Origin of the sequence: Paraburkholderia steynii (assembly GCF_900100565.1) — a bacterium.
GTDB classification, from domain to species: Bacteria; Pseudomonadota; Gammaproteobacteria; order Burkholderiales; family Burkholderiaceae; genus Paraburkholderia; species Paraburkholderia terrae.
The window spans coordinates 222,465-247,696 of sequence record NZ_FNDI01000010.1 but is presented as its reverse complement, the minus strand read 5'-3'; the positions used below and the strand labels follow the sequence as shown (position 1 = coordinate 247,696).

Here is a 25,232-nt window from a genome sequence, read left to right as displayed (position 1 = left end):
CCTGATGCAGAGCGTGCCCGGTGCGCCGTGGATAACCACGGCCTATAAAGATCACAGGCACTTTGCGAACCCTTCAGTGGGATGGGCAAACTTCCCCCCGGAAAAAGCCGTTCGCCGTAAAGCGAGCGGCTCGATCAAACGATTCGCGGCGTCGAGATTGGGCGCCGACTGGACTTGGCGCGCTGTGCCCGATGGCACGGCGCGCCTTACCGTATTCATTAGCGTAAGCGCGCTGGAGCTGCGTACGCCGATGAATAGCCCGCTTCGCAGTGGCCGCCGTGAGAAGCGTCCGCGGGAAGCGGGTTTTGACGAAGGGTGTAGTTTGAACTGACTCTCATCTGAAAACCTGAAGGAGAAAATGATGGCACTCGCCAAGAAGAAACCGGCAGCCAAGAAGGCTGCAGCGAAGAAGGTCGTTGCGAAGAAGGCTGCTCCGGCGAAGAAGGCAGCGGTGAAGAAGGTTGCCGTGAAGAAGGTCGCTGCGAAGAAAGTCGCCGTGAAGAAGGTTGCTGCGAAGAAGGCAGCACCGGCGAAGAAGGCAGCTGCGAAGAAGGTCGCAACGAAGAAAGTTGCAGCGAAGAAAGTTGCAGCGAAGAAAGTCGCCGTGAAGAAGGTTGCTGCGAAGAAGGCAGCACCGGCGAAGAAGGCTGCAGCGAAGAAAGTCGCCGTGAAGAAGGTTGCTGCGAAGAAGGCAGCGCCGGCGAAGAAGGCTGCAGCGAAGAAGGCCGCTGCTAAGAAGGCGCCTGCGAAAAAGGCTGCCGCCAAAAAGGCTGCCCCTGCGAAGAAGGCTGCCGCGAAGAAGGCCGCTGCGCCTGCGCAGAAGGCTGCGCCTGCGAAGAAGGCTGTTGCGAAGAAGGCAGCACCTGCTCCGGCTGCGCCCGCTGCTTCGACGGCGCCTGCTGCTACGGTGAAGACGGCGCTGAACCCGGCTGCAGCATGGCCGTTCCCGACGGGCAGCCGTCCGTAAGAAGTGACGCACGTGAGTGCGTCGGTTGATTGAGTAGCGGTTGTTGCTCGATCAGCGTTGATCCCGTCGCCGGGTGACTGGTGGCGGGATTTTTTGCTTTTTGGTTTTGCGTTTTGCTGCGCAGGCAGTGTGGTTTGTTTGTGTTTGCGCTGGCATCCGCAATTCGTTAGCTTGCTTCAAGCGTCGCCCCTGTGCGGGGCGGCACCTACTTTTCTTTGCCGCCGCAAAGAAAAGTAGGCAAAAGAAAGCGGCTAACACCGCCAGTGCTAGTTCCTGCCTGCGGGCCCCCAACGGCCGCGCGCTTCACACGGTAACGCGCTGGTTCGCGTATGTTGCCAACGCTCTCTCTTTACGCCTCACCCACTTCATGTACCCGCGTCGCAGCACGCCATGTCAGATAGTGCTCTGCCGCCCAGGTGGCAAACTGTGTGTAGGCTTTCGCGCCGTATGCGCACCACTCCGGACTGAATCGCAAGATTGGTGTTTCTGGTAAGAGCGCTAACCTGTGCGGTGCGACAACCTACACACAGTTTGCCACCTGGGCGGCAGCAACCATTCGCTGCCGCCAGCCGTTGTGCGGGTATTTGAAGTGGGTGAGGCGGTCATTCAGTGCGTTGGCAACGCACGCGAACAGAAATGTCGCCGCGTGAAGTGTGGGACCGGTTGGGGGCCCTCAGGCAAACACAAGAACTGGCGGTGTTAGCCGCTTTCTTTTGCCTACTTTTCTTTGCGGCGGCAAAGAAAAGTAGGTGCCGCCCCGCACAGGGGCGACGCTTGAAGCACGAAGGCAAAACGCGGATGCCAGCGAATCGGCAAACGCACAGCGGTGACACATGGAAGCACGAAGGCATGACGCGGATGCCAGCGAATCGGCAAACGCACAGTGGCAACACATGAAGCACGAAGGCATACCGCGGATGCCAGCACAAACGCAAAACCCGGATGCCACAGCAAGAGCAAAACGCGGTTGCCACCGCAAAGGCAAAAAAACCAAAACCACCGCCTCGCAGAAACGCGCAAACCACAAACCCCGATCAACAGACAAATCAAGCGCAACCAGGGAGGGGGCCCGCCGCCCCAGAAGGCAAAAAAAAACGCATGCACAGGGGAGCACATGCGTGTGAGGTTGCCGTCACGGCGCTTCCACGCCGCCGGCAGGGAAAACAGAAAAGCTCAATGCGTAACGCGAGTCACACCACCACTCGACAACAGTCGAACCCGCTCGCCTGCGCGAAAAATCTCACCCGTCGCGCTTTGCGTAATGGCGCGCATATCGCCATTATCGAGCCGCACGGTAATCTCGACGCCATCTCGCATCGCCGTGCTGTTCTCGATCGTATTACCCGCGACAGCGCCCGCCAGGCCGCCAACAATACCCGTCAGTATCGACCCGCGCCCGCCACCGATCGCGCTGCCCGCCACCGCGCCGAGCGCACCGCCACCAATCGCCCCAATGCCGCTAGGCTGGCCATTGTTCGAACTGATCTTGACCGCGCGCACGCTGTCGACAACGCCCATGCGCACCGTCTCTTCGCGCTGCGCTTGCGACGACGTATAGACATCAGCGGAACTGCTGTTGTACGCACAGCCCGTCATGGCGAGCGAACTCGCGATCACCGCGCCCAGTACCAGGCGACTCAACGTACGACTCGTTGTTTTCATTCCCTTGACTCCAAACGGGCTCGTTTCGAGCCCCTCAAACCCGACCGGTCAAGCGCGGCGTATGCGCAGCAGGCTTTACCCGACTACATCAGGCGCCCTGCGGCAGTTCGTAACCGAATGCCTGCTTGAACCGTTCGTTGATCTCCGCGCGCGACGGCGCATAATTCTGCGGCCCTTGATGTTCGATCTTGAGCGCGCCCATCAGGCTCGCGAGACGGCCGGTGGTCGCCCAGCCCAGACCCTTCTCGATGCCGTACAGCAGACCACCCCGGAACGCATCGCCGCAACCCGTGGGGTCCAGCACCTGCTTTGCCTTGACGGCCTGAATCTCTTCGATGCCGCCTGCGTGGTGAATCTGCGCCCCGTGCTCGCCGCGCGTCACGATCAGCGCATCGACGTGGCTCGCGATCTCTTCGATCGACCAGCCCGTCTTGTTGCTCACCAGCGCAGCTTCGTAATCATTGACTGCGACGTAGGTGGCAAGTTCAATCATGCGGCGCAGCGACGCGCCGTCGAAGAGGGGCAGCCCTTGGCCCGGATCGAAAATGAACGGCGTGCCCGCCGCCGCGAACTGTTCGGAGTGCTGGATCATGCCGTCGAAGCCATCCGGCGCGACGATGCCGAGCGTTACGCCAGGCTGGTCCGCGCGGTTCAGATGCGACTGCATCATCGCGCCCGGGTGGAATGCCGTGATCTGATTGTTCTCGAGATCGGTCGTAATCATCGCCTGCGCCGAGTACGTGTCGGGCAGCACGCGCACGTGCGTTTTCGACAGGCCGAGCGCGTCGAGACGGTCGATGTACACCTGCGCATCGACGGCGCCGAGCGTCGCCATGATATGCGCATCGCCGCCGAGCAGATGCAGCGAGTAGGCGATATTGCCCGCGCAGCCGCCAAACTCGCGGCGCATCGTCGGCACGAGGAAGCTGACGTTCAGGATGTGGACCTGCTCCGGCAGGATGTGCTCCCGAAAGCGCCCTTCGAAGGTCATGATGTTGTCGTAGGCGAGCGAGCCGCAAATCAGCGTAGCCAAGGCGAGCGTTCCTATAAGTGTCGTTCGGATGGAAAAAGGGTGCGACGATGTGACAGCGCCGCGCCCGGAGTGAAACGGGCGCGGCGCTGTGTCGACGCAAATATAAAGCTTACTTCAGCGCGGCGAGCGCTGCGTCGTAGTTCGGCTCGTTCTTGATTTCGCTGACGAGTTCGGCATGCACGACCTTGTCGTTTTCGTCGACGACGACCACGGCGCGTGCCGTCAGGCCGGTCAGCGGACCGCTCGTCACGTCGACGCCGTACGCCTGCGCGAACTCATGGCCGCGGAAGGTCGATGCCGTCACGACGTTTTCGATGCCTTCCGTCGTGCAGAAGCGCGAAGCCGCGAACGGCAGGTCGCCCGACACGACGATCACAGCTGTGTTGCTCAGCTTCGCGGCGGCTTCGTTGAACTTGCGCGTGGAGGTTGCGCAGGTCGGCGTGTCGAGGCTCGGGACGATGTTCAGCACCTTGCGCTTGCCCGCAAAGTCGGCGAGCGTCAGCGGCTTGAGATCCTTGCCGACCAGCGAGAAGGCAGGCGCTGCCTGGCCCACGGACGGGAACTTGCCAGCGACTTCGATCGGGTTGCCACCCAGCGTGACTTGACTCATGTTGTGCTCCGAAGATTCGTCAGGGATTGACGGGATGCGCGCCCGGTTCGTGCCGGGCGCGCGGAAAACCTGCGCGCGCCGCAGAGCTGTCAGTTACGGATAGAAGATCTGCACGCGGAAATTCGAGGCGACGGCATCGCCGGTGTCGAGGCGCACGATCATCGTCTGCGTCGTGCGGGCGGGTAGGCCCGCCGCGATCGGCGTACCGGGTTTCACATAGTCTTGCGGCCACAGCACACGCCGCACGGCGATGTTGTTGTTCTCGTCGAGCAGCGTCAGTTCGACGGCAGGATACGCGAGCGCGAGATCGAAGCGGTTGCGCAGCGGCATCTTCAGTTCGAGCCTGTGCGGACCATCGACCTGCCGCAGATCCGACGGCTCGACCAGCAAACCGTCGATATCGCGTGGCGGCTCGACCTTGCAGCCGAGATGCGCGCAGGCCTTCACGAACAGCGACTGCGCATCGGGCCACGCGACCATCACCGTTTCGCGCTGCCACCAGGCGAGCTGCACGAGCAGCAGGCAGCCAAGCAGGCCTGCCGCGACGCCGCCCAGAACCTGCCACACGAAGCGGCTCGACTCGGGCTGGCGCGGTTCGCGCGTGACGGCGAATGTGTCGCTGTCGCTGTCGGGTGTGGCGGCGAAAGGGGCGTTATAGGGATCGCGCGCGGCCGCGCCGAAGCGCGGCTCAAGATCCGGTTCGGCCGACGGCGCGCCGAAGAAGGGTTCGTGCTCGCGGTTTTGTGCCGCATGTCCGGCAAGTCCAGCGTGCTCGGCGGACGGGACGACGGTGCCGTCCTCGTCCTCGAACACGGGCTTGGCGTGCTCGTCCCGACGCGATTCGCGCAACGCGTCGTCGAACGATTCGTGCTGCGGCGCTTCCGGTTCGCGCTTCGTTTCGTTCGCGGCCTGATCGTGGCGTGCCTCCGCCGGCTCGCGGAGAGACTCGGGTTCGCGCCACGCGTGCGGCGGCGCGTGGATTGCAGGCTCGGCTTCGTGTGCGGGCGTTGCGCCGAAGGTCGGTTCCGCTTTCTGGTGCGCTTGCGGCTCCGCTGGTTGTTCGAACGTCGGCTCCGCTTGCGCTTCGACAGCGGGCTCGACGTTTGCCGCAGCTTGCGCGGCGGCGGGCGCTTCCGGTTTCGCTTCGACAGGCGCTTCGCTGTGCGGCTCGGGTGCGACCGGTTCACGCGCGATCGCCTTATCGAGGTGCATCGGTTGCGATTCGGTGAGTTCGAGCGTCAGCGGCGGCTGCGCGGAACGCGGAATCGTGACCGGGTTGAACGGGATCGTCGACGCGTTGTGGCGGATGCGCCGGTCGATCGATGCGTCGGGTGCGGGCGCCCACGGGTTCCATGCCTCGGCGCGGAAGTCGGGCTTATCCGCCGATGACGCGGGTTGAGTTTCGCCGGCAGGGAATGACGGTTCGACACGCGCCGTGTCGGCTTCGACTTCGGCGGACGCCGCCGCTACGGGCGAAGCCTGGACGGCCGCTTCGTGTCGAGCCTCGACAGCGACGTCCGGCTGCGCGACTTGCGCAGCGGCGTGCTCAGCGGCGTGCTCAGCGTGTTGTTCGGCGGGTTTTTCCTCGGAAGCCAATTCCGCGTGGGCATTGCCACTGCCGATATGCGGCTCAGCCACGCGCGCATCGAACGCTTCTGCCGGCTGCGGCGTGACCGCTTCTTCCGTGTGCGTCACAACGGGCGTCGCGAAAGGCGCGCGCGGTACATCGACAGCAGGCTTCGTTTCCGGCGCCGGCGCGATGCCGCCGTTCGCGAGCGTTTCGAGCGTATGCGCCGTCACGTCGTCGATCGTGACGTGCTTCGCCTTGTCGACGCTCACGCCGCCGCTCACGTCGAACAGGCTGCTCGATGCGTCGAACACTTCTTTGCAGTGGCCACAACGCACGAGTCCGCGGCGCAGCGTGAGCTGCTCCGGCTGGAGCCTGAAAACGGTTTCGCAGAAGGGACAGCGTGTCGCTAGAAGCATATCGAGCCGAAAGACCGGTTAGCCCTTAAGGGGCCGGAAGCAAACAAATATGCGTTATTCTAATTGCTTTCGCGTCGCGTACCCGCAAGGCATACCCAGCCTTCGTGTTCGCGCCACACTGCAATGTCGATCCACTGCTGATAGACACGTGCTACTTCATCCGCCTGTCGCGCGAGAATGCCCGACAGCGCAATGCGTCCACCCGGCTTCACCCTCGACGACAGCATCGACGCCATCAGCTTCAGCGGGTTCGACAGGATATTCGCGACAACGATATCGAACTCACCCGCGGGGCAATCATCGGGCAGACCATACGTGACTTCGGCGCGATTGCGCTCGCTATTGTGGCGCGCGGACTCGACCGCTTGCGGATCGATGTCGATGCCGACCACGGGGTTCGCGCCACACTTCTTCGCGAGTATCGCAAGGATGCCCGAACCACAACCGTAGTCGAGCACCGATTGATCCTGCTTCACGTTTTGCTCGAGCCACTCCATGCACAGACGCGTGGTCGGATGGCTGCCCGTGCCGAACGCGAGGCCCGGATCGAGTTCGAGCACGAGCGCATCAGGATCTGGCGCGGCGTGCCACGACGGCACGACCCAGATGCGCTCGCCAATCGGAATCGGATCAAACTGGGATTGCGTGAGGCGCACCCAGTCCTGTTCCTCGACTTCGCGCACGCTGAACGCCGGCGCATCGGCGAGGCCGAGTTCATTCGCAGCGGCCGCAAGCAGCACGGCCGGTTCATGTTCCGGCGCCAGCAACGCGATCACGCGCGAATGCGTCCATGCGGTGCGGTCCGGCGTGAGACCGGGCTCGCCGAACAGCGGCTGCTCGTCGGGCGTGTCGGCATCCGCGTCTTCGACGGACACCGACAGCGCGCCCAGTTCGAGCAACGCATCCGACAACGCTTCCGCGTGCTCGCGCGCGAGTTCGACGACCAGTTCCCGGTAGCTCATTGCTTACGCTTCTTCCGGTGCGGCTTGCAGCTTTGCCGCCAGCCGGTTTTCGAGGTAATGGATGCTCGTGCCGCCCTCGACGAACTTCGCGTCGAGCATCAGCTCGCGATGCAGCGGAATGTTGGTCTGAATGCCTTCGACCACCATTTCCGACAGCGCGATGCGCATCCGCTTGATCGCCTGTTCGCGCGTCGCGCCGTAAGCGATCAGCTTGCCGATCATCGAATCATAGTTCGGCGGCACGAAATAGCCGTTGTACGCATGCGAATCGACGCGAATACCGGGGCCGCCCGGCATATGCCACGACGTAAGACGACCCGGCGACGGCGTGAACTTGAACGGATCTTCCGCGTTGATACGGCATTCGATCGCATGTCCGCGGAACTGGATGTCGCGCTGGCGCATGGCGAGCTTTTCGCCCGCCGCGATGCGGATCTGTTCCTGAACGATGTCGATGCCCGTGATCAGTTCGGTGACGGGATGCTCGACCTGCACGCGCGTGTTCATTTCGATGAAGTAGAACTCGCCGTTTTCGTACAGGAACTCGAACGTGCCTGCGCCGAGATAGCCCATCTTCTTGCACGCGTCCGCGCAGCGGTCGCCGATGCGCTCGATCAGACGGCGCGCGATGCCCGGCGCCGGCGCCTCTTCGATCACCTTCTGGTGACGGCGCTGCATCGAGCAGTCGCGTTCGCCGAGCCACAGCGCGTTCTTGAACGAGTCGGCGAGGATCTGGATTTCGATGTGCCGCGGGTTCTCCAGGTATTTCTCCATGTAGACCTGCGGATTGCCGAACGCGCGGCCGGCTTCTTCGCGCGTCATGTTGACGGCATTCACGAGCGCGGCTTCCGTGTGAACGACGCGCATGCCGCGGCCACCGCCGCCGCCTGCCGCCTTGATGATCACCGGATAGCCGACCGCGCGTGCAATTTTCACGATCTCTTTCGGATCTTCCGGCAACGCGCCTTCGGAACCAGGCACGCAGGGCACGCCCGTCTTGATCATGGTCTGCTTCGCGGTGACCTTGTCGCCCATCATGCGGATCGTGTCGGGGCGTGGGCCGATGAACACGAAGCCCGATTGCTCGACGCGTTCTGCAAAGTCGGCGTTTTCCGACAGGAAGCCGTAGCCGGGGTGAATCGCTTCGGCGTCCGTGACTTCCGCCGCGCTGATCAGCGCGGGCATGTTCAGGTACGAGAGGTTCGACGGCGCCGGTCCGATGCAGACCGCCTCGTCGGCGAGCTTCACGTACTTGGCTTCCTTGTCGGCTTCGGAATAGACGACGACCGTCTTGACGCCGAGTTCGCGGCACGCGCGCTGGATACGGAGCGCGATTTCACCACGATTGGCAATGAGGATTTTTTCAAACATAGCGGATATTCGACTCATCAATGGGCGCCGCGGGCCAGTTCGGACGGGCGGCTGCCTCAGAGGATCGGTGGCGCGCCCGAAGAAGGCGGGCGCGCGGATGGCGAATGGCTACAGCGCGCCGCGTCAGCCGATCACGAAGAGCGGCTGACCGTATTCGACTGCCTGGCCGTTCTCGACGAGGATTTCCTTGATGACGCCGGCCGCATCCGATTCGATCTCGTTCAGCAGCTTCATCGCTTCGATGATGCAGATGGTCTGGCCTTCCTTGACCGTATCGCCGACCTGCACGAACGGATCGGCGCCCGGCGACGGTGCGCGGTAGAACGTGCCGACCATCGGCGACGTCACGACGTGGCCTTGCGGCGCCACCGCTGCGGGCGTCGCCGGCGCGCCGACGGCGGGTGCTTCACCGCCGTGAGCAGCGGGCGCCATGCCGGGCGCGGCGTATTGCGGCGCGTAGTTGCCAGGCTGCTGGACGTAAACCGGCGGCGCGTTCTTGACGATGCGCACCTTGCCTTCGCCCTCGGTCACTTCGAGTTCGGAGATGCCGGACTCGGAGACGAGGTCGATCAGAGTCTTCAGTTTACGTAGATCCATGGGCTTTCCCCTTCAATGCGTGAAGCGCCGGCGGTTTGCCGCCAGCGCCGAATTCGTGTTTTGGGTTGTCAGTTGCGCGACGATCCGGCCGTCCCAGCGGCCAACCGGTCGAGCACATATTCGAGTGCGTACAGATAGCCCTTCCAGCCGAGGCCGCAAATGACGCCCTCTGCCTGGTCGGAGAAATACGAGTGATGCCTGAACGGTTCTCGACGATGCACGTTCGACAGATGAATCTCGACGAACGGGATGCCGACGCCCGCTAGTGCGTCCCGGATCGCCACGCTGGTATGCGTGTACGCAGCGGGATTGATCACGATGAAATCGGTCTTCTCGGTCCGAGCGGCCTGAATGCGATCGACCAGCGCGCCTTCGTGATTGCTCTGGAAGGTGGCCAGTTCGACGCCGGCATCCGCTGCGCGGTCGGCCAGCGCCTGATCGATCTGCGGGAGCGTGACGCGGCCATAGACCTCGGGTTCCCGGGTGCCGAGAAGGTTGAGGTTGGGGCCGTGCAGAACCAGCAGTCGCGTCATGGTCGGTTCGTTTTCCGTGGAATTGGGCGCACTTTAGCGCTGATTAGAGAAATTTGTCTAGTTTCTCAAACGCGCGGCACGTCTCGTGGCCTTACCGGGATCGCAGCAACTCGCCGAACTTCTGACATCTTATTGTGAATATCGCCCAATCTGAGGCAAAAAGTTCTCAACTAAATGTCAAAAAGTTGTCGGAATCAGAGCGCGTCGAGCGTGCGTTTCAGCTCGTCCGGCTTGATCTGGCCGAGTTTTGTCGACCGTACGACGCCTTTTGCGTCAATTACGACCGTGTAAGGCAAACCACCCGCGTTGTTGCCGAAGGCGCGCGCAAGGTCCGCGCCGCCGAACCCGGCGACATAGATCGGGTAGTTGACGGGCACTTTTTGCAGGAAAGCCTTGATGTTCTTGTCGGAATCGACGCCCAGCCCGACGAACTCGATGCCCTTTTTCGAGTATTCCTTGTGCAGCGCCGATAGCGACGGCATTTCCTCGACGCAGGGCCCGCACCACGACGCCCAGAAGTTGATCACGACCGGGTGTCCCTTGAAACCGGCGAGCGACTGCGGCGCGCCGTCGGCATTGGTCACTTTCGCCGCCCACAGTTGATTGACGGCGTTGTTGCTGTCGGCGGGTGCCGCGTTTGCGACACCAGCGAGGTCGTTGTTGCCGAGCAGCCAGTGGCCCGCCACCGCGCCGCCCGCTGTCGCGACGACAGCCACCGCCGCGATTGCCAGAATCCGCTTCATATAGAGAGTGTGTCTGTTAAGGGTTCAGTTCGTGGAACGCGCGGCGTCGCTTTCGTCGATCAGCGCCTGAACCGCGCGGACGTCGGCGCGCGCGGATCGTCCGCGCGCGTCAGCGCGGACTGCGCCGCGCAGATCGTCGGTACCGTAGAGCGCGAGGTGAATACCCACGGGCTCGGCGTCGCGCCCTTCATTCACCGGACGCCAAAGAAAGCTCAATGTTTCGACGTAGCCGCGACCCGCAAAGTGCCGCGTTTCGGAAACGTCGTACTGAATGTTCGCGTTCAACAGATAAATGGCAACTTCCTTCGGGTCGTCGCAGAAGGCTTGCAGATGAACATCGGAATGCTCACCCGCCGTCCCGCCCAGCACCGCGCCGGTCAGATACGGATTGAACGGCGCGAGCCGCTGCATCCAGTCCAGCGCGACTTCGCGCAGCCGGCGCAACACGGCCGACTGGCTGTCGCCCTGGAACAGCGACTGATATTCGCGGATTTCTTCCTCGATCTGGTCGTTATCCGGCAGCCATTCGCCGGCGACGCGCGTTTCCCCGACCACCTGCCGCGCAGCCTTGCGCTTCGCAGTCGAGTAGTCGAGCCCGTCCTCGGCGATCATCCGCGCAGCCGCGATGGCGATTTCCTCGCGCACGCGCTGCGGATCGAAATGTGATTTGCGAACCATTCGCCAATCATACTAGAGAAAGCCTGACGGTCTTTTTACGCCGCCGTCGCGTCGGCGGGCCTTGAGCGGCTTTCCGGCGGCCGCGCGGCGTCGCCCGGAAAAGCACGCCCGATCAAGATCAGGCGGGCCTGTCGGTTACAATAGTCGTCCTTCGCGCGAGGGCTTTCCGGCCCCTGGCGCATGTCATCTTTCCACGCAAAACACGCCTTGCGGCGCGACAGCTTTATGCACATTCACATCCTCGGCATCTGCGGCACGTTCATGGGTGGTCTCGCGGTTCTCGCGCGCAACGCCGGTCACACGGTGACGGGCTGCGACGCCGGCGTCTATCCGCCGATGAGCACGCAACTGGAAGCGCAGGGGATCAAGCTGATCGAAGGTTGGGGTGTCGAGCAGCTCGACCTGAAGCCGGACCTCTTTGTGGTCGGCAATGTCGTGACGCGCGGCAATCCGCTGATGGAAGAAATCCTCAATCGCGGCCTGCCGTACACGTCCGGCCCGCAGTGGCTCGGCGAGCACGTGCTGAATGGCAAATGGGTGCTGGCCGTAGCCGGCACGCACGGCAAGACCACGACGAGCTCGATGCTGACGTGGCTGCTCGAAGACGCGGGCATGAACCCGGGCTTTCTGATCGGCGGCGTGCCGTTGAATTTCGGCGTTTCGGCGCGGCTGACAGATTCGAGCTTCTTCGTGATCGAAGCCGATGAATACGACACGGCGTTCTTCGACAAGCGCTCGAAGTTCGTCCACTACCGGCCGCGCACCGCGGTCCTGAACAATCTCGAATTCGATCACGCGGACATCTTCGCTGATCTCGCCGCGATCGAAACGCAATTTCACCACCTCGTGCGCACGGTGCCGGGCATTGGCCGCGTCGTGTCGAACGGCCGCGAAGCTGCGCTGGACCGCGTGCTGACGCGCGGCTGCTGGAGCGAAGTGGAACGCTTCGGCGTCGACGGCGGCTGGCAGGCGCTGCCCGCTGAAGACGGCATCGCCATCGACGAGCGGTTTGCCGTCTATCACAACGGTGAGCGCGTCGGCGTCGTCGACTGGCAGGTGCAGGGCGAGCACAACCGCATGAACGCGATCGCCGCGATCGCCGCCGCGCGCCACATCGGCGTGCCGCCCGCGCAGGCCGCGAAGTCGCTGTCGACCTTCCGCAACGTGAAGCGGCGGATGGAAGTACGCGGCAGCGTCGACGGCGTGACTGTCTACGACGATTTCGCGCATCACCCGACAGCCATCCAGACGACGGTCGCCGGTTTGCGCACGCGCATCGGCCGCGATGAAAACGGCAAACGCGCGCGCATTCTCGCCGTGCTCGAACCGCGCTCGAACACGATGAAGCTCGGCGTGATGAAGGCGCAATTGCCCGCCAGCCTCGTCGACGCCGATCTCGTATTCGGCTACGGCGCGCACACGGGCAAGGACGCGCTCGGCTGGAACCTGGCCGAAGCGCTCGCGCCGATGGGCGACAAGGCGCAAGCCTTCAACGACATCGACACGCTCGTCAAATCCGTCGTCGCGGCCGCGCGGCCGGGCGATCAGGTGCTCGTGATGAGCAACGGCGGCTTTGGCGGCGTACACCAGAAACTGCTCGACGCGCTGTCGGCGCGTCCGACGGCGCAGGCGCGGGGCGTCGCGTGATTCTCTATCTGCACGGCTTCCGCTCGTCACCCAATTCGTTCAAGGCGCGCGTGATGGCCGAGCGTCTTGCGGCGCTTGGTCGCAGCGTCGAATGGTGCTGTCCGATGCTGCCCGTGTCGCCGCTGGAGACCGTGGCGCTCGTCGAAGAACGGGTCGCGGCGGCGAATCCGGAGCAGGTGACGGTGATCGGCAGTTCGCTCGGCGGCTATTTCGCGACGCATCTCGCCGAGAAGCACGGCTGGCGCGCCGTGCTGCTGAATCCCGCGGTCGTGCCGGAGCGCGATCTCAGCCACTATCTCGGCGAGCAGCCGCTGTGGCATGGCGGCGGCAGCATCGTCGTCGAGCCGCGTCATCTTGATGAGTTGCGTGCGTTAGGCGTCGCGCGCATCACCCGCCCCGAACGCTATTATCTGTTTGCTGCCACCGGCGACGAAGTGCTCGATTACCGCGAAATGCTCGCGCACTATCCCGGCGTGCAGACCAGACTGATCGAAGGCAGCGACCACGCGATCAGCGAGTTTCCCGACTATGTCGACGACGTGCTCGCGTTTTGCGACGCCGCCGGAGCCGACACTGAGCCGCCCGCACCACGCGAGGCGGCATGATCCGATGATCCGCACACGCCGCCCACGATGAAGCACAAGGCACGCGCGTTGCGGAACACCACACCGAACACGACGCCGACGCGCGAAGCAACCGCACTGCGCGCCGGCCGACGCAAGCCAGAACGAGAGTATTGAGTGAACGTTTTCTTCGAGGAATCGGGTAGTTTCAAGGCCGGCAACGTGATGTCGCGTCAAGGCGACGCGTTTCAGGTCGAGCTGCCGGGCGGGCGCCGCGCGAAAGTTCGCGCGAAAGACGTGCTGATGGAGTTCGAGAAGCCGTCGGCGGGCGAACTGATGGAACAGGCCGATGCCGCCGCACAGGACATCGATCTGGACTTCCTGTGGGAATGCGCGCCTGAAGACGAATTCCCGTTTGCCACGCTCGGCGCCGAATACTTTGGCGAGTCGTTCGGGCCCGTCGAGCGCGCCGCGCTGATTTTGCGCATGCACGGTTCGCCCATCTATTTCCGCCGCAAGGGGCGCGGCCAATATCAGCGCGCGCCGGAAGAGCAGCTGAAGATGGCGCTCGCGTCGCTGGAGCGCAAGCGTCAGCAGGCGCTCGTGCAGCAGGGCTACGAAGAGGAACTGAAGGCGGGCCGTCTGCCGGACGGATTCCAGAGCAAGGCGCTCGGCCTGTTGACAAAGCCCGACAAGAACGCGATCGAATACAAGGCGCTCGAAGCGGCAGCGGCGGCGCGCGGCATTTCGATGGCGCGTCTGATGCTTGAGTGCGGCGGCATTCCGTCGGCGCGCGCGCTGCACGAAGCGCGCTTCCTGTCGGAATTCTTCCCGCACGGCACGGGTTTCCCCGCCGTGACGATCGGTGCGCTGCCGGAAGATCTGCCGCAAGCCGAAATCGAAGCGTTCTCGATCGACGACGTGACCACGACGGAAATCGACGATGCGTTCTCCGTCGAGCATCTGTCCGACGGGCGTGTGCGGATCGGCATTCACATCGCGGCGCCGGCGCTGGGCATCGAACGCGGCGATGCCGTCGATGCGATCGCGCGCGGCCGCTTGTCCACCGTCTACATGCCGGGCGACAAGATCACGATGCTGCCCGATTCCGTCGTGGAAAAATTCACGCTGGCCGAAGGCGGTTTGCGCCCGGCGCTGTCGCTGTACAGCATCGTGAACCGCGAGACGCAGGAAATCGTCGTTAGCGAAACGCGCGCCGAACTCGTCTACGTGAAGAACAATCTGCGCCACAACACGCTCGACGAACTCGTCACGGAAGAGGCGCTCGCCAATGGCACGGGCGACTATCCGCATAAAGAAGACATCGCAGTGCTGTGGCCGTTCGCGCAGGCGCTGTTCGAGAAGCGCCAGCTGGCGCGCGCCGGTTTCGGCCTCAAGCGCGAAGTGCAGCGCAATACGGACTTCAACTTCTACGTCGAAGGCGAGCACGTGAGCATCACGCCGCGCCGCCGCGGTTCGCCGCTCGATACGATCGTCGCCGAACTCGCCATTCTCGCGAACTCGACGTGGGGCGCGTTCCTGCACGATCACGGCGTGCCCGGCATCTATCGCTCGCAGCGCGCGTTCGGCGCGCCGACGGGACCGAAGCGCACCCGCATGCAGACGACGGCCGCGCCGCACGAAGGCCTCGGCGTGTCGCAGTACGCGTGGAGCACCTCGCCGCTGCGCCGCTACGTCGACCTCGTCAACCAGTGGCAACTGATCGCGTGCGTGCAGCACGGCGTGACGGCGAAGCTCGCGGCGCCATTCAAGCCGAAGGACGCCGACCTGTTCGCCGTCGTGCAAGGCTTCGACGACACCTACACCGCGTACGCCGATCACCAGCGTCGCATGGAGTATTTCTGGTGTCTGCGCTGGCTCACGCAGGAAGGCAAGAAACAGGTGGTCGCTTCCGTCGTGAAGGGCGATCTCGTGCGTCTCGAAGACGTGCCGCTGCTGCTGCACGTGCCGGGTCTGGGCGTGCATGCGCGCGGCACGCGGCTGATGCTCGAAGTGATGTCGGTGGATGAACTGACGGTCGAGGCATCGGTGCGGCCGTTGCACGTGCTCGACGCGCCGACCGTGACGAGCGGCGCGGAAGAAGAGGAAGAGGCCGAAGAAGAACTCATCGACGCCGCCGACGAATCCGCCGAAAGCGAAGCCGAAGCGCAAGCCGAAGCCGATACGGCTGCCGCTGAGGGCGACCAGCCCGCCGACTCGAACGATTCAACGCAACACGCGACGGAGCAGGGCCAATGACGACCGACACGACGACTCAGCGCGACCGCTACGCGGTAATCGGCAATCCGATTGCGCACAGCAAATCGCCGCTCATCCACGCGCGCTTCGCCGAACAGACGGGCGAACCCGTCGAATATGGCCGCCTGCTCGCGCCCGTCGATCAGTTTGAGTCGCACGTGCGCGCCTTCATCGCCGAAGGCGGGCGCGGCATGAACGTCACGGTGCCGTTCAAGCTCGACGCGCACGCGTTCGCGACCACGCTGTCGCCGCGTGCGGCGGCGGCGGGCGCGGTGAATACGCTGCGCTTCGAGAAAGACGGCGGCGTCTACGGCGACAACACGGATGGCTTCGGCCTCGTGCGCGACATCGAAGTGAACCTGGGCGTGTCGTTGAAGAATGCGCGCGTGCTGCTGCTCGGCGCGGGCGGTGCGGCGCGCGGCGTCGTGCTGCCGATGCTCGAACGCAAGCCGCAATCGCTCACCATCGTGAACCGCACGGCATCGAAGGCCGAGGCGCTGGTTGCACAATTCTCCAGCGCGGCCAGTGACGCCGCATGCCGTCTGACGGGCGGCAGCGCGCAGACGATTGAAACGGGCGCCTATGACGTGATCGTCAACGCGACGGCAAGCAGCCTCGACGCGTCGCTGCCCGAGTGCGACGACGGCGCGTTCGGCGCGTGTACGCTCGCGTACGACATGATGTACGGCGCGCAGCCGACCGTCTTCATGCAGCACGCCAGCCAGCTCGGCGCGCGCGCGGCCGACGGCCTCGGCATGCTGGTCGAGCAGGCGGCGGAATCGTTCTTCGTGTGGCGCGGCGTGCGTCCCGACGGCGCGCCCGTGCTCGCCGCGCTGCGCGAGATGCTGCGCGCGCCGCAAAGCGCGTGAGCGGCTGAGCGGCCGAGCAACTCATCGCAAGCGACGCGCCTCCAGATTCCACGACATGGCGACGACAATGACGAAGACGAGGCGCGCGAAGGGGCAGCGGGCCGGCGCGAGTCCCGCACGCTGGGTGATGTATGCCGGCGCGGTCTTCGTCGTCGCGTGGGTCGCCACACAGCTGTTCTATTTCGCGCAGATCGCCGTGTGGAACTCAGTGAATCCGCAATCGACGGCCTTCATGCGCTCCGATGCCTGGCGTCTTTCCCAAGACCGTCCCGATCTGTCGATCCAGCACACGTGGGTTTCCTACGATCAGATCTCACGCAATCTGAAGCGCGCGATCATCGCTTCGGAAGATGCGAACTTCGCCAATAACAACGGCTACGAGACGGACGCGATTCTCCAGGCATGGGAGAAGAACAAGGCGCGCGGCAAGATCGTCGCGGGTGGCTCCACGATCACCCAGCAGCTCGCGCGCAATCTGTTCTTGTCGCGTGAAAAGAGCTATATCCGCAAGGGCCAGGAACTGATCATCACCTGGATGCTCGAGACGCTGATGGACAAAGAGCGCATCTTCGAGATCTATCTGAATTCGGTCGAATGGGGTAATGGCGTCTACGGTGCGGAAGCGGCGGCGCGCTATTACTTCAAGACGTCGGCGGCGAAGCTGACGGCCGGGCAGTCGGCCCGGCTCGCAGTCATGCTGCCGAGGCCGAAATACTTCGACGAGCATCGTACTTCCAGCTATCTCACGCAACGCGCGCGGGTGATCGCGCGCCGGATGGGCGCGGCGGAACTGCCGGACTGAGTTCCGCACACCCAATGGCCACAGAAACGGCGGGTCCCATAACGGGACCCGCCGTTTTGCTTTCTGCACGCGCACGCATCATCCGATTCCACGCAATTCCCAAAATATGGACGTCACGCTCATATGTTGGTGAATCTCAAAAAAGCGCCCTACAATCCGGTTCAACAAGCCGACACCGGCCAGAAACACCGCCTCGTCGCCAGCGCAAAACCGCGCGGCGCACGCAGCGGGACGAAAATCGGAGACACCACGCCATGCCTTCCAGCACCTTGCTGCACAACCCGCTCGCGCCAAGCCGCGCGAATCACGCGCAGCTTCGAACCACGCCCGACGCGCGCCGTCACGCCGGCATTTCGCGGTAACTCACCTTTTGTCTGTTGCCAGTCGCCATGAACAAAGCGATGACCTCTCACGTCGAGTCCGAAGCGCCCGAGGCGCCTGAAGTCGAAGCGCCGCGCAAGCCCGCCACGCGTCCCGCCAACGGCGCCGTCGTGCCGACGCCGCCCGCCGACACGATCGGCCTGCCGAGCACGCTGCTCGACATCACGCCGCAGCAAGCCGGCACGCAAACGCTGCTGCGCGGCCTCGCGATTCTCGAAGCCGCCGCCGCGGGCGTGCGCGATCTGCGCACCTTCGGCGCCGCGCTCGGCACGACGCGCAGCACCACGCACCGTCTTGTCAGCAGCCTCGTGCAGGCGCGCTATCTGCGCCAGGTGCAGGGCGGCTACCTGCTCGGCCCGAAGCTGATCGAACTCGGCACGATCGCGCTCGAGCAGATGCCGCTCACGACCGTCGCGCGTCCGCATCTGGCGTCGCTTGCCGAACTGACGCACGACACGATCCACCTCGGCGTGCGCGACGGCGACGACGTGCTGTACATCGACAAGATTCCTGGCACGCGTGGCCTCGAAATGCGCTCGCGCGTCGGCCACCGGATGCCGCTTGCATCGACGGGTATCGGCAAGGCGATGATGCTCGACCTCGGTCCCGACCAGTGGCAGTCGCTGTTCGACGCGTCGCGCCGCGCGCTGGCGGGCGTCAGCTTCAAGCCCGACAACCGGCCTGACCAGCAGACCTTCATGCAGCGCATGACGAACTACTCGGCAGGCGGCTTCACGTTCGATCTCGAAGAGAACGAAGCGTCGATTCGCTGCGTGGCCGCGCCCGTGCGCGACGCGTCGGGTTCGATCGTCGCAGCGCTGTCGGTCGCAAGCACGATTCCGTACATGTCGCTCGAGCGCATGGACGAGCTGATTCCCGTCGTGCAGCGTGAGGCGCGCGCGATTTCGGAAGAACTGGGCTGGCGTGTTCCGCAACCGACTACCCGCAGGATCAAACGATGACTCAGACGGGCTCGACCCTGTCCACGGAACAAGCCCAGCCGGCGCAGACGGCAGCAGCGGCGGGTCATGCCGCATCGGCCGCACTGATCGCGCTCGACTGGGGCACGACGTCGCTGCGCGCCTATCTGTTCGACGCGAACGGCGCAGTGCTGGAAACGCGCGCGTCGACGGCGGGCATCATGAATCTGCCGCGCCCGGCGGCGGAAGGCGGTTTCGACGCGGCGTTCGATGCCGTCGTCGGCGCGTGGCTGGACCGCGCGCCCGAACTGCCTGTGATCGCGGCTGGCATGGTCGGCAGCGCGCAAGGCTGGAAGGAAGCGCCGTATGTGAATGCGCCCGCGAGCGCCGATGCGCTCGTCGACGGCATCGTGCGCGTGCAGACCGCGCGCGGCGTGACGCTGAATATCGTCCCCGGCGTGCTGCAGAACGGCGAACTGCCGAACGTGATGCGCGGCGAGGAGACGCAGATTTTCGGCGCGCTGGCCTGCGCGGAACCGTCGGCGGCGGGCAAGGGCCTGCTGATCGGCCTGCCGGGCACGCACGCGAAATGGGTGATGGTGCGCGACGCGCAGATCGAGCGCTTCGACACGTTCATGACGGGTGAAGTCTTCGCGGCGCTCTCCGAGCACACGATTCTCGGCCGCACGATGCTCACGCCCGACCAGCCCGACACGGAAGCCTTCCTGCGCGGCGTGCGAGTCGCGCGCGACAAGGGCAAGGCTGGCGTACTTGCAACGATTTTCAGCACTCGCACGCTGGGCCTGACGGGCCAGCTTGCGCGTGAGCAGCAACCCGATTATCTGTCCGGCCTGTTGATCGGCCACGAACTGAGCGGCCTCGAAGCGGCGCTCGCGCAACAGCAATCGACGCTCGCCGGCAGCGCGCTGCAACTGATCGGCAACGAGGCGCTGTGCGAACGCTACCGGCTCGCGCTTGCGCAATTCGGCTGCCATCAGGCGGACCTCGTAAAGCAGGCGACCGAGCGCGGTTTGTGGCGCATCGCGGCGCAAGCGGGGCTTGTCAGCGAAGCGTCGGGCGCCGCGCAGGCCACCTGAAGCGCGGACCGGAACGCGACCTGAACAAGACCCGCGCCGGCGCGCAACGAACCCAAGGAACCGACATGTCACTCGATCTGAATCTGCCCGCACCGTACCAGCCGCACGCCGGCCTGATGGCTGCGTTCGAAGCGTGCCCGCTGGTCGCGATTCTGCGCGGCATCACGCCCGCCGATGCCGCCGATCACGGCCGCGCGCTCTACGAAGCGGGCTTTCGCATCATCGAAGTGCCGCTCAATTCGCCGAACCCGTTCGACAGCATCGCGGCGATCCGCCAGGCACTGCCCGCCGATGCCATCATCGGCGCGGGCACGGTGCTGCGCGGCGAACTCGTGCATGACGTGAAGGCGGCGGGTGGCGAACTGATCGTGATGCCGCACAGCGACCCCGAAGTCGTGACGACGGCGAAGTCGCTCGCGATGGCCTGCGCGCCGGGCGTCGCAACGCCGACGGAAGCCTTTATCGCGCTGAAGAACGGCGCGGACGTGCTGAAGATGTTCCCCGCCGAACAGCTCGGCTGCCAGGTCGTGAAGGCGTGGCGCGCGGTGATTCACAAGGACGTGCCGCTGCTTCCCGTCGGCGGAGTCTTGCCGGACAACATGGGTCCGTTCCTCTCCGCAGGCGCGAATGGATTCGGCCTCGGCTCGGCGCTGTACAAGCCCGGCCAGCCAGCGACGACGACGGCTTCGCATGCGAAAGCGTTCATCAACGGCCTGCGCATCGCGCGCGCGGGCGTGAACAAATGAAACGGCTGCAAGGCAAGGTCGCGCTGGTGACGGGTGCGGGACGCGGCATCGGCGCGGCGATCGCGACGGCGTTCGCGCGCGAGGGCGCCTCAGTCGTGCTCGCGGAACTCGACATCGAAACCGCGCAGTACACGGCCGCCGACATCGCTACGCAAACGGGCGGCAAGACGCTCGCCGTGCAGACGGACGTCACGCAATCGGCTTCCGTACAGCGCGCGGTGAGCGAAGGCGAAAGCGCCTTCGGCCCGATCGACGTGCTGGTGAACAACGCAGGCATCAACGTGTTTTGCGATCCGCTCACGATGACCGACGACGACTGGCGCCGCTGTTTCGCCGTCGATCTGGACGGTGTGTGGAACGGCTGCCGCGCGGTGCTGCCGGGGATGGTCGAGCGCGGCGCGGGCAGCATCGTGAACATCGCGTCGACACACTCGTTCAAGATCATTCCGGGCTGCTTCCCGTACCCGGTCGCGAAGCACGGCGTGATCGGCCTGACGCGCGCGCTCGGCATCGAATACGCGCCGCGCAACGTGCGCGTGAATGCGATCGCGCCGGGTTACATCGAAACGCAGCTGACGCGCGACTGGTGGGACGGTCAGACCGACCCCGCCGCTGCGAAGCAAGCGACGCTCGATCTGCAGCCGATGAAGCGCATCGGCAAGCCGGAAGAAGTGGCGATGACAGCTGTCTTTCTCGCGTCGGATGAAGCGCCTTTCATCAACGCGAGTTGCATCACGGTCGATGGCGGGCGCTCGGCGCTCTACCACGACTAAAGCGGTATCGAAGAATAAAGCAGTAGCGAAGGAAACAGAAAAAGCAGCAAAGCCGCCCCGCAAACGGGGCGACGGTGTGAACCGCCTGACGCGCTGGCCGCGTGTGTCGGTGGCGGTACAAGAAGACGCGGCCAATAACCTTCTCGTTACTCATTAGTCAGGAGACACGCATTATGAAACGCAGAATTTTCCTCACGCTGGCAGCAGCGGCGACGGCGGTGCTCTTCAACGCACCTGTCGCGCAAGCCGCCGACCCGGTCAAGATCGGCTTCCTCGTGAAGCAGCCGGAAGAGCCGTGGTTCCAGGACGAGTGGAAGTTCGCCGAAGCCGCTGCCAAGGAAAAGGGCTTCACGCTGGTGAAGATCGGCGCGCCGTCGGGCGAGAAGGTCATGAGCGCAATCGACAACCTCGCTGCGCAAAAGGCACAAGGTTTCGTGATCTGCACGCCGGACGTGAAGCTCGGACCGGGCATCGTCGCGAAGGCGAAGGCTGACAACCTGAAAATGATGACGGTGGACGACCGCCTCGTGGATGGCGCAGGCAAGCCGATTGAATCGGTGCCGCACATGGGCATCTCGGCATACAACATCGGCAAGCAGGTTGGCGAAGGCATCGCGGCTGAAATCAAGAAGCGCGGCTGGGACATGAAGGACGTCGGCGCGATCGACGTGACCTACGAACAGCTGCCGACGGCCCATGACCGCACGGCTGGCGCAACCGACGCGCTGATCGCCGCCGGTTTCCCGAAGGCCAACATCATCGCCGCGCCGCAATCGAAGACCGACACGGAAAACGCGTTCAACGCAGCGAACATCGCGCTGACGAAGAATCCGAACTTCAAGCACTGGGTCGCCTACGGCCTGAACGACGAAGCCGTGCTCGGCGCCGTGCGTGCAGCGGAAGGCCGCGGCTTCAAGGCCGACAACATGATCGGCATCGGTATTGGCGGCTCGGACTCGGCGTTGAACGAGTTCAAGAAGCCGAACCCGACGGGCTTCTTCGGCACGGTGATCATCAGCCCGAAGCGCCACGGCGAAGAGACGTCGGAACTGATGTACGCGTGGATCACGCAAGGCAAGGAACCGCCGAAGCTCACGCTGACGACGGGCATGCTGGCCACGCGCGACAACGTCGGCGAAGTGCGTGAAAAGATGGGTCTCGCGTCGAAGTAAGCGGGACGAAGGCGTGTGAGTGCGCATGAGCGGCACTCACGCGCCGCGCGCCCCGTCGGCGATCGGCGGGGCGCAAGCAAGACGAAACGGTTAAGAAGCAGAGGGACAAGCCATCGTGAGCGCCGCGCCATGCAAACGCGCTGCGGCATGCACGACGGTTCAATCGAAGTAACAGGAGGCAAAGTGTCAGCGACGCTGCGTTTTGACAATATCGGCAAGGTGTTTCCAGGCGTGCGTGCGCTCGACGGCATCTCTTTCGACGTGCATGCCGGCCAGGTGCATGGCCTGATGGGCGAAAACGGCGCAGGGAAATCGACCCTGCTGAAGATTCTCGGCGGTGAATATCAGCCGGATTCCGGCCGCGTGATGATCGACGGCAACGAAGTGCGTTTTGCAAGTGCGGGCGCATCGATTGCTTCGGGCATCGCGGTGATTCACCAGGAACTGCAGTACGTGCCGGACCTGACGGTATCGGAGAACCTGCTGCTCGGCCGCTTGCCGAACACGGTCGGCTTCGTGAAGAAGGCCGATGCCAAGCGCTACGTGCGCGAGCAGCTCGCGGCGATGGGCGTGGATCTCGATCCGAACGCGAAGCTGCGCAAGCTGTCGATCGCGCAACGCCAGATGGTCGAAATCTGCAAGGCGCTGATGCGCAACGCTCGCGTGATCGCGCTCGACGAGCCGACCAGCTCGCTGTCGCACCGCGAAACGGAAGTGCTGTTCAAGCTGGTGCGCAATCTGCGCGCCGACAACCGCGCGCTGATCTACATCTCGCACCGGATGGACGAGATCTATCAGCTGTGCGACGCGTGCACGATTTTCCGCGACGGTCGCAAGGTCGCGTCACATCCGACGCTTGAAGGCGTGAGCCGCGACACGATCGTGGCCGAAATGGTCGGCCGCGAAATCTCTGACATCTACGGCTACCGGCCGCGTGAACTCGGCGAAGTGCGCTTCTCGGTGAAGAACATCGAAGGCCGTCCGCTGACGGAGCCGGCGAGCTTCGAAGTGCGGCGCGGCGAGATCGTCGGCTTCTTTGGCCTCGTGGGCGCGGGCCGCAGCGAACTGATGCACCTGATCTACGGCGACGATCCGAAGAAGGGCGGCGAACTGGTGCTTGACGGCAAGCCGATCAAGGTGAAGAGCGCCGGCGAAGCGATCCGCCAGGGCATCGTGCTGTGCCCGGAAGACCGCAAGGAAGAAGGCATCGTCGCGATTGCTTCAGTAGCGGAGAACATCAATATCAGCTGCCGCCGTCATTATCTGAAGGCGGGGTTGTTTCTCGATCGCAAGAAGGAAGCCGAAACGGCTGACCGCTTCATCAAGCTGCTGAAGATCAAGACGCCGAGCCGTCGGCAGAAGATCCGCTTCCTGTCGGGCGGCAACCAGCAGAAGGCGATTCTGTCGCGCTGGCTGGCCGAGCCGGATCTGCGCGTCGTGATTCTCGACGAGCCGACGCGCGGTATCGACGTTGGCGCGAAGCATGAAATCTACAACGTGATTTACGAGCTGGCCCAGCGTGGCTGCGCGATCGTGATGATCTCGTCGGAACTGCCGGAAGTGCTGGGCGTGTCCGACCGGATTCTCGTGATGCGCCAGGGGCGCATTTCGGGCGAACTGCCGCGCAGCGCCGCCACCGAGCAATCGGTGCTGAACCTCGCGCTGCCGAAGAGTTCGACGACGGCGCAGGCGGCCTGAACGCCTGGACACGCCGGCCGGATGAAACGAAAACCGCAAGACATCTGTAACTGACAGGATCTACAACAGTCCTGTAACCCGTGGGGAACGGGAGGAGTGAACCAAATGCAAGCCAGAGAAAACCTCGCGCAACAGGCCGCCAAGAGCGCCGCTGAAGCGCTGATTCCGCAAGCCAACGACAAGCAGAAGTGGTGGCAGCAGATCACGGAGTACAGCCTGATCGTGATCTTCGTCGTGATGTTCATCACGATGTCGCTGACCGTCGATCACTTCTTCTCGATCGAGAACATGCTCGGCCTCGCGCTGTCGATTTCGCAGATCGGCATGGTCGCGTGCACGATGATGTTCTGTCTCGCGTCGCGTGACTTCGACCTTTCCATCGGCTCGACAGTCGCCTTTGCCGGTGTGTTGTGCGCGATGGTGCTCAACGCGACGGGTAACACGTTCATCGCGATCATCGCTGCCGTCGTGGCGGGTTCGGTGATCGGCTTCGTCAACGGTGCGGTGATCGCGTATCTGCGCATCAACGCGCTGATCACGACGCTCGCGACGATGGAAATCGTGCGCGGCCTCGGGTTCATCGTGTCGCACGGTCAGGCCGTGGGCGTGTCGTCGGATACGTTCATCGCGCTCGGCAGCCTGTCGATGTTCGGCGTGTCGCTGCCCATCTGGGTGACGCTGGTCTGCTTCATCGTGTTCGGCGTGATGCTGAATTCGACGGTGTACGGCCGTAATACGCTCGCGATCGGCGGCAATCCGGAAGCGTCGCGTCTCGCGGGTATCAACGTCGAGCGCACTCGCGTCTACATCTTCCTGATTCAGGGCGCGGTGACGGCGCTGGCAGGTGTGATTCTCGCGTCGCGTATCACGTCGGGTCAGCCGAACGCTGCGGAAGGCTTCGAGTTGAACGTGATTTCGGCGTGCGTGCTGGGCGGCGTGTCGCTGCTCGGTGGCCGCGCGACGATTTCGGGGGTCGTGATCGGCGTGCTGATCATGGGCACCGTCGAAAACGTGATGAACCTGATGAACATCGACGCGTTCTATCAGTACCTCGTGCGCGGCGCGATCCTGCTCGCCGCGGTGCTGCTGGACCAGTTGAAGAATCGCGGTTCGCGTGACTGATAGCGACTGATTTCTCTTAACGCCTGATGCCAGAAGAAGGA

At 64.0% G+C, this 25,232-nt stretch carries 24 protein-coding genes; 14 read left to right on the top strand and 10 right to left on the bottom strand.

Features of this window, described 5'->3' with window-relative positions; all coding sequences use genetic code 11:
- The first annotated feature begins 4 nt into the window (after window positions 1-4).
- Entirely contained in the window at window positions 5-331 is a 327-nt protein-coding gene (locus tag BLT65_RS19955; protein ID WP_091780129.1) for a hypothetical protein, read from the top strand.
- Window positions 332-361: 30 nt separating this feature from the next.
- Window positions 362-967: a histone H1-like DNA-binding protein gene (locus BLT65_RS19950; protein ID WP_091780126.1), complete on the top strand. Its 606-nt coding sequence runs from the start codon at window positions 362-364 to the stop codon at window positions 965-967.
- Window positions 968-2,140: 1,173 nt separating this feature from the next.
- Here BLT65_RS19950 and BLT65_RS19945 read toward each other — a convergent pair.
- From BLT65_RS19945 to BLT65_RS19900, 10 genes are all read right to left on the bottom strand, one after another.
- The gene (locus tag BLT65_RS19945) at window positions 2,141-2,629 is read right to left on the bottom strand and encodes an outer membrane lipoprotein (protein ID WP_007743651.1); all 489 of its coding nucleotides are present in this window, start codon (window positions 2,627-2,629) and stop codon (window positions 2,141-2,143) included.
- 88 nt (window positions 2,630-2,717) lie between these two features.
- Window positions 2,718-3,662 (bottom strand): carbohydrate kinase family protein, encoded by a 945-nt coding sequence (locus BLT65_RS19940; RefSeq protein ID WP_091780124.1) that lies wholly within the window; start codon window positions 3,660-3,662, stop codon window positions 2,718-2,720.
- A gap of 109 nt (window positions 3,663-3,771) precedes the next feature.
- On the bottom strand, window positions 3,772-4,272 hold the full coding sequence (gene tpx, locus BLT65_RS19935) for a thiol peroxidase (protein WP_042307932.1): 501 nt from the start codon (window positions 4,270-4,272) through the stop codon (window positions 3,772-3,774).
- A 93-nt stretch (window positions 4,273-4,365) separates the two neighbouring features.
- A complete protein-coding gene (locus BLT65_RS19930; protein ID WP_091780121.1) occupies window positions 4,366-6,258 on the bottom strand; it encodes a DUF3426 domain-containing protein in 1,893 nt (630 codons plus the stop codon).
- A 59-nt stretch (window positions 6,259-6,317) separates the two neighbouring features.
- Window positions 6,318-7,220, bottom strand: coding sequence for a 50S ribosomal protein L11 methyltransferase (gene prmA, locus BLT65_RS19925; RefSeq protein WP_091780118.1), 903 nt, complete (start codon window positions 7,218-7,220; stop codon window positions 6,318-6,320).
- Between the two features lie 3 nt (window positions 7,221-7,223).
- Window positions 7,224-8,591: an acetyl-CoA carboxylase biotin carboxylase subunit gene (gene accC / locus BLT65_RS19920; protein WP_042307939.1), complete on the bottom strand. Its 1,368-nt coding sequence runs from the start codon at window positions 8,589-8,591 to the stop codon at window positions 7,224-7,226.
- 123 nt (window positions 8,592-8,714) lie between these two features.
- The gene (gene accB / locus BLT65_RS19915; protein WP_042307940.1) at window positions 8,715-9,188 is read right to left on the bottom strand and encodes an acetyl-CoA carboxylase biotin carboxyl carrier protein; all 474 of its coding nucleotides are present in this window, start codon (window positions 9,186-9,188) and stop codon (window positions 8,715-8,717) included.
- A 68-nt stretch (window positions 9,189-9,256) separates the two neighbouring features.
- Window positions 9,257-9,721, bottom strand: coding sequence for a type II 3-dehydroquinate dehydratase (aroQ, locus tag BLT65_RS19910; protein WP_042307942.1), 465 nt, complete (start codon window positions 9,719-9,721; stop codon window positions 9,257-9,259).
- Window positions 9,722-9,915: 194 nt separating this feature from the next.
- Window positions 9,916-10,464, bottom strand: a complete 549-nt coding sequence (locus tag BLT65_RS19905; protein ID WP_042307944.1) for a TlpA family protein disulfide reductase — start codon at window positions 10,462-10,464, stop codon at window positions 9,916-9,918.
- Between the two features lie 24 nt (window positions 10,465-10,488).
- Window positions 10,489-11,142 carry a UDP-N-acetylmuramate--alanine ligase gene (locus tag BLT65_RS19900; RefSeq protein WP_091780116.1) on the bottom strand — a complete coding sequence of 218 codons (654 nt, stop codon included), beginning with the start codon at window positions 11,140-11,142 and terminating at the stop codon, window positions 10,489-10,491.
- A gap of 225 nt (window positions 11,143-11,367) precedes the next feature.
- Here BLT65_RS19900 and mpl point away from each other — a divergent pair, with 225 nt between their 5' ends.
- The 12 genes from mpl (at window position 11,368) to araH (ending at window position 25,191) form a co-directional block, all read left to right on the top strand.
- Window positions 11,368-12,789, top strand: a complete 1,422-nt coding sequence (gene mpl, locus BLT65_RS19895) for a UDP-N-acetylmuramate:L-alanyl-gamma-D-glutamyl-meso-diaminopimelate ligase (protein WP_042307949.1) — start codon at window positions 11,368-11,370, stop codon at window positions 12,787-12,789.
- Window positions 12,786-13,394 carry a YqiA/YcfP family alpha/beta fold hydrolase gene (locus tag BLT65_RS19890; protein WP_042307951.1) on the top strand — a complete coding sequence of 203 codons (609 nt, stop codon included), beginning with the start codon at window positions 12,786-12,788 and terminating at the stop codon, window positions 13,392-13,394. Before mpl ends, BLT65_RS19890 begins: the two co-directional genes overlap by 4 nt.
- 135 nt (window positions 13,395-13,529) lie before the next feature.
- Window positions 13,530-15,611, top strand: a complete 2,082-nt coding sequence (locus BLT65_RS19885; protein ID WP_042307953.1) for a ribonuclease catalytic domain-containing protein — start codon at window positions 13,530-13,532, stop codon at window positions 15,609-15,611.
- Window positions 15,608-16,480, top strand: a complete 873-nt coding sequence (gene aroE / locus BLT65_RS19880; RefSeq protein ID WP_091780113.1) for a shikimate dehydrogenase — start codon at window positions 15,608-15,610, stop codon at window positions 16,478-16,480. Before BLT65_RS19885 ends, aroE begins: the two co-directional genes overlap by 4 nt.
- 67 nt (window positions 16,481-16,547) lie before the next feature.
- Window positions 16,548-17,282: a monofunctional biosynthetic peptidoglycan transglycosylase gene (mtgA, locus tag BLT65_RS19875; RefSeq protein WP_091780110.1), complete on the top strand. Its 735-nt coding sequence runs from the start codon at window positions 16,548-16,550 to the stop codon at window positions 17,280-17,282.
- Between the two features lie 389 nt (window positions 17,283-17,671).
- The gene (locus BLT65_RS19870) at window positions 17,672-18,625 is read left to right on the top strand and encodes an IclR family transcriptional regulator (protein WP_042307958.1); all 954 of its coding nucleotides are present in this window, start codon (window positions 17,672-17,674) and stop codon (window positions 18,623-18,625) included.
- Window positions 18,622-19,680 (top strand): 2-dehydro-3-deoxygalactonokinase, encoded by a 1,059-nt coding sequence (locus tag BLT65_RS19865; protein ID WP_042307960.1) that lies wholly within the window; start codon window positions 18,622-18,624, stop codon window positions 19,678-19,680. The genes BLT65_RS19870 and BLT65_RS19865 overlap by 4 nt, the downstream gene beginning before the upstream one ends.
- A 65-nt stretch (window positions 19,681-19,745) precedes the next feature.
- The gene (locus BLT65_RS19860; RefSeq protein ID WP_042307962.1) at window positions 19,746-20,426 is read left to right on the top strand and encodes a 2-dehydro-3-deoxy-6-phosphogalactonate aldolase; all 681 of its coding nucleotides are present in this window, start codon (window positions 19,746-19,748) and stop codon (window positions 20,424-20,426) included.
- Window positions 20,423-21,199 (top strand): SDR family oxidoreductase, encoded by a 777-nt coding sequence (locus BLT65_RS19855; RefSeq protein WP_091780107.1) that lies wholly within the window; start codon window positions 20,423-20,425, stop codon window positions 21,197-21,199. Before BLT65_RS19860 ends, BLT65_RS19855 begins: the two co-directional genes overlap by 4 nt.
- Window positions 21,200-21,372: 173 nt before the next feature.
- Window positions 21,373-22,371 carry an arabinose ABC transporter substrate-binding protein gene (locus BLT65_RS19850; protein ID WP_036002561.1) on the top strand — a complete coding sequence of 333 codons (999 nt, stop codon included), beginning with the start codon at window positions 21,373-21,375 and terminating at the stop codon, window positions 22,369-22,371.
- Between the two features lie 183 nt (window positions 22,372-22,554).
- Window positions 22,555-24,069, top strand: coding sequence for an L-arabinose ABC transporter ATP-binding protein AraG (gene araG, locus BLT65_RS19845; RefSeq protein ID WP_091780243.1), 1,515 nt, complete (start codon window positions 22,555-22,557; stop codon window positions 24,067-24,069).
- Between the two features lie 105 nt (window positions 24,070-24,174).
- Window positions 24,175-25,191, top strand: a complete 1,017-nt coding sequence (gene araH, locus BLT65_RS19840; RefSeq protein ID WP_007743609.1) for an L-arabinose ABC transporter permease AraH — start codon at window positions 24,175-24,177, stop codon at window positions 25,189-25,191.
- Window positions 25,192-25,232: the final 41 nt, after the last annotated feature.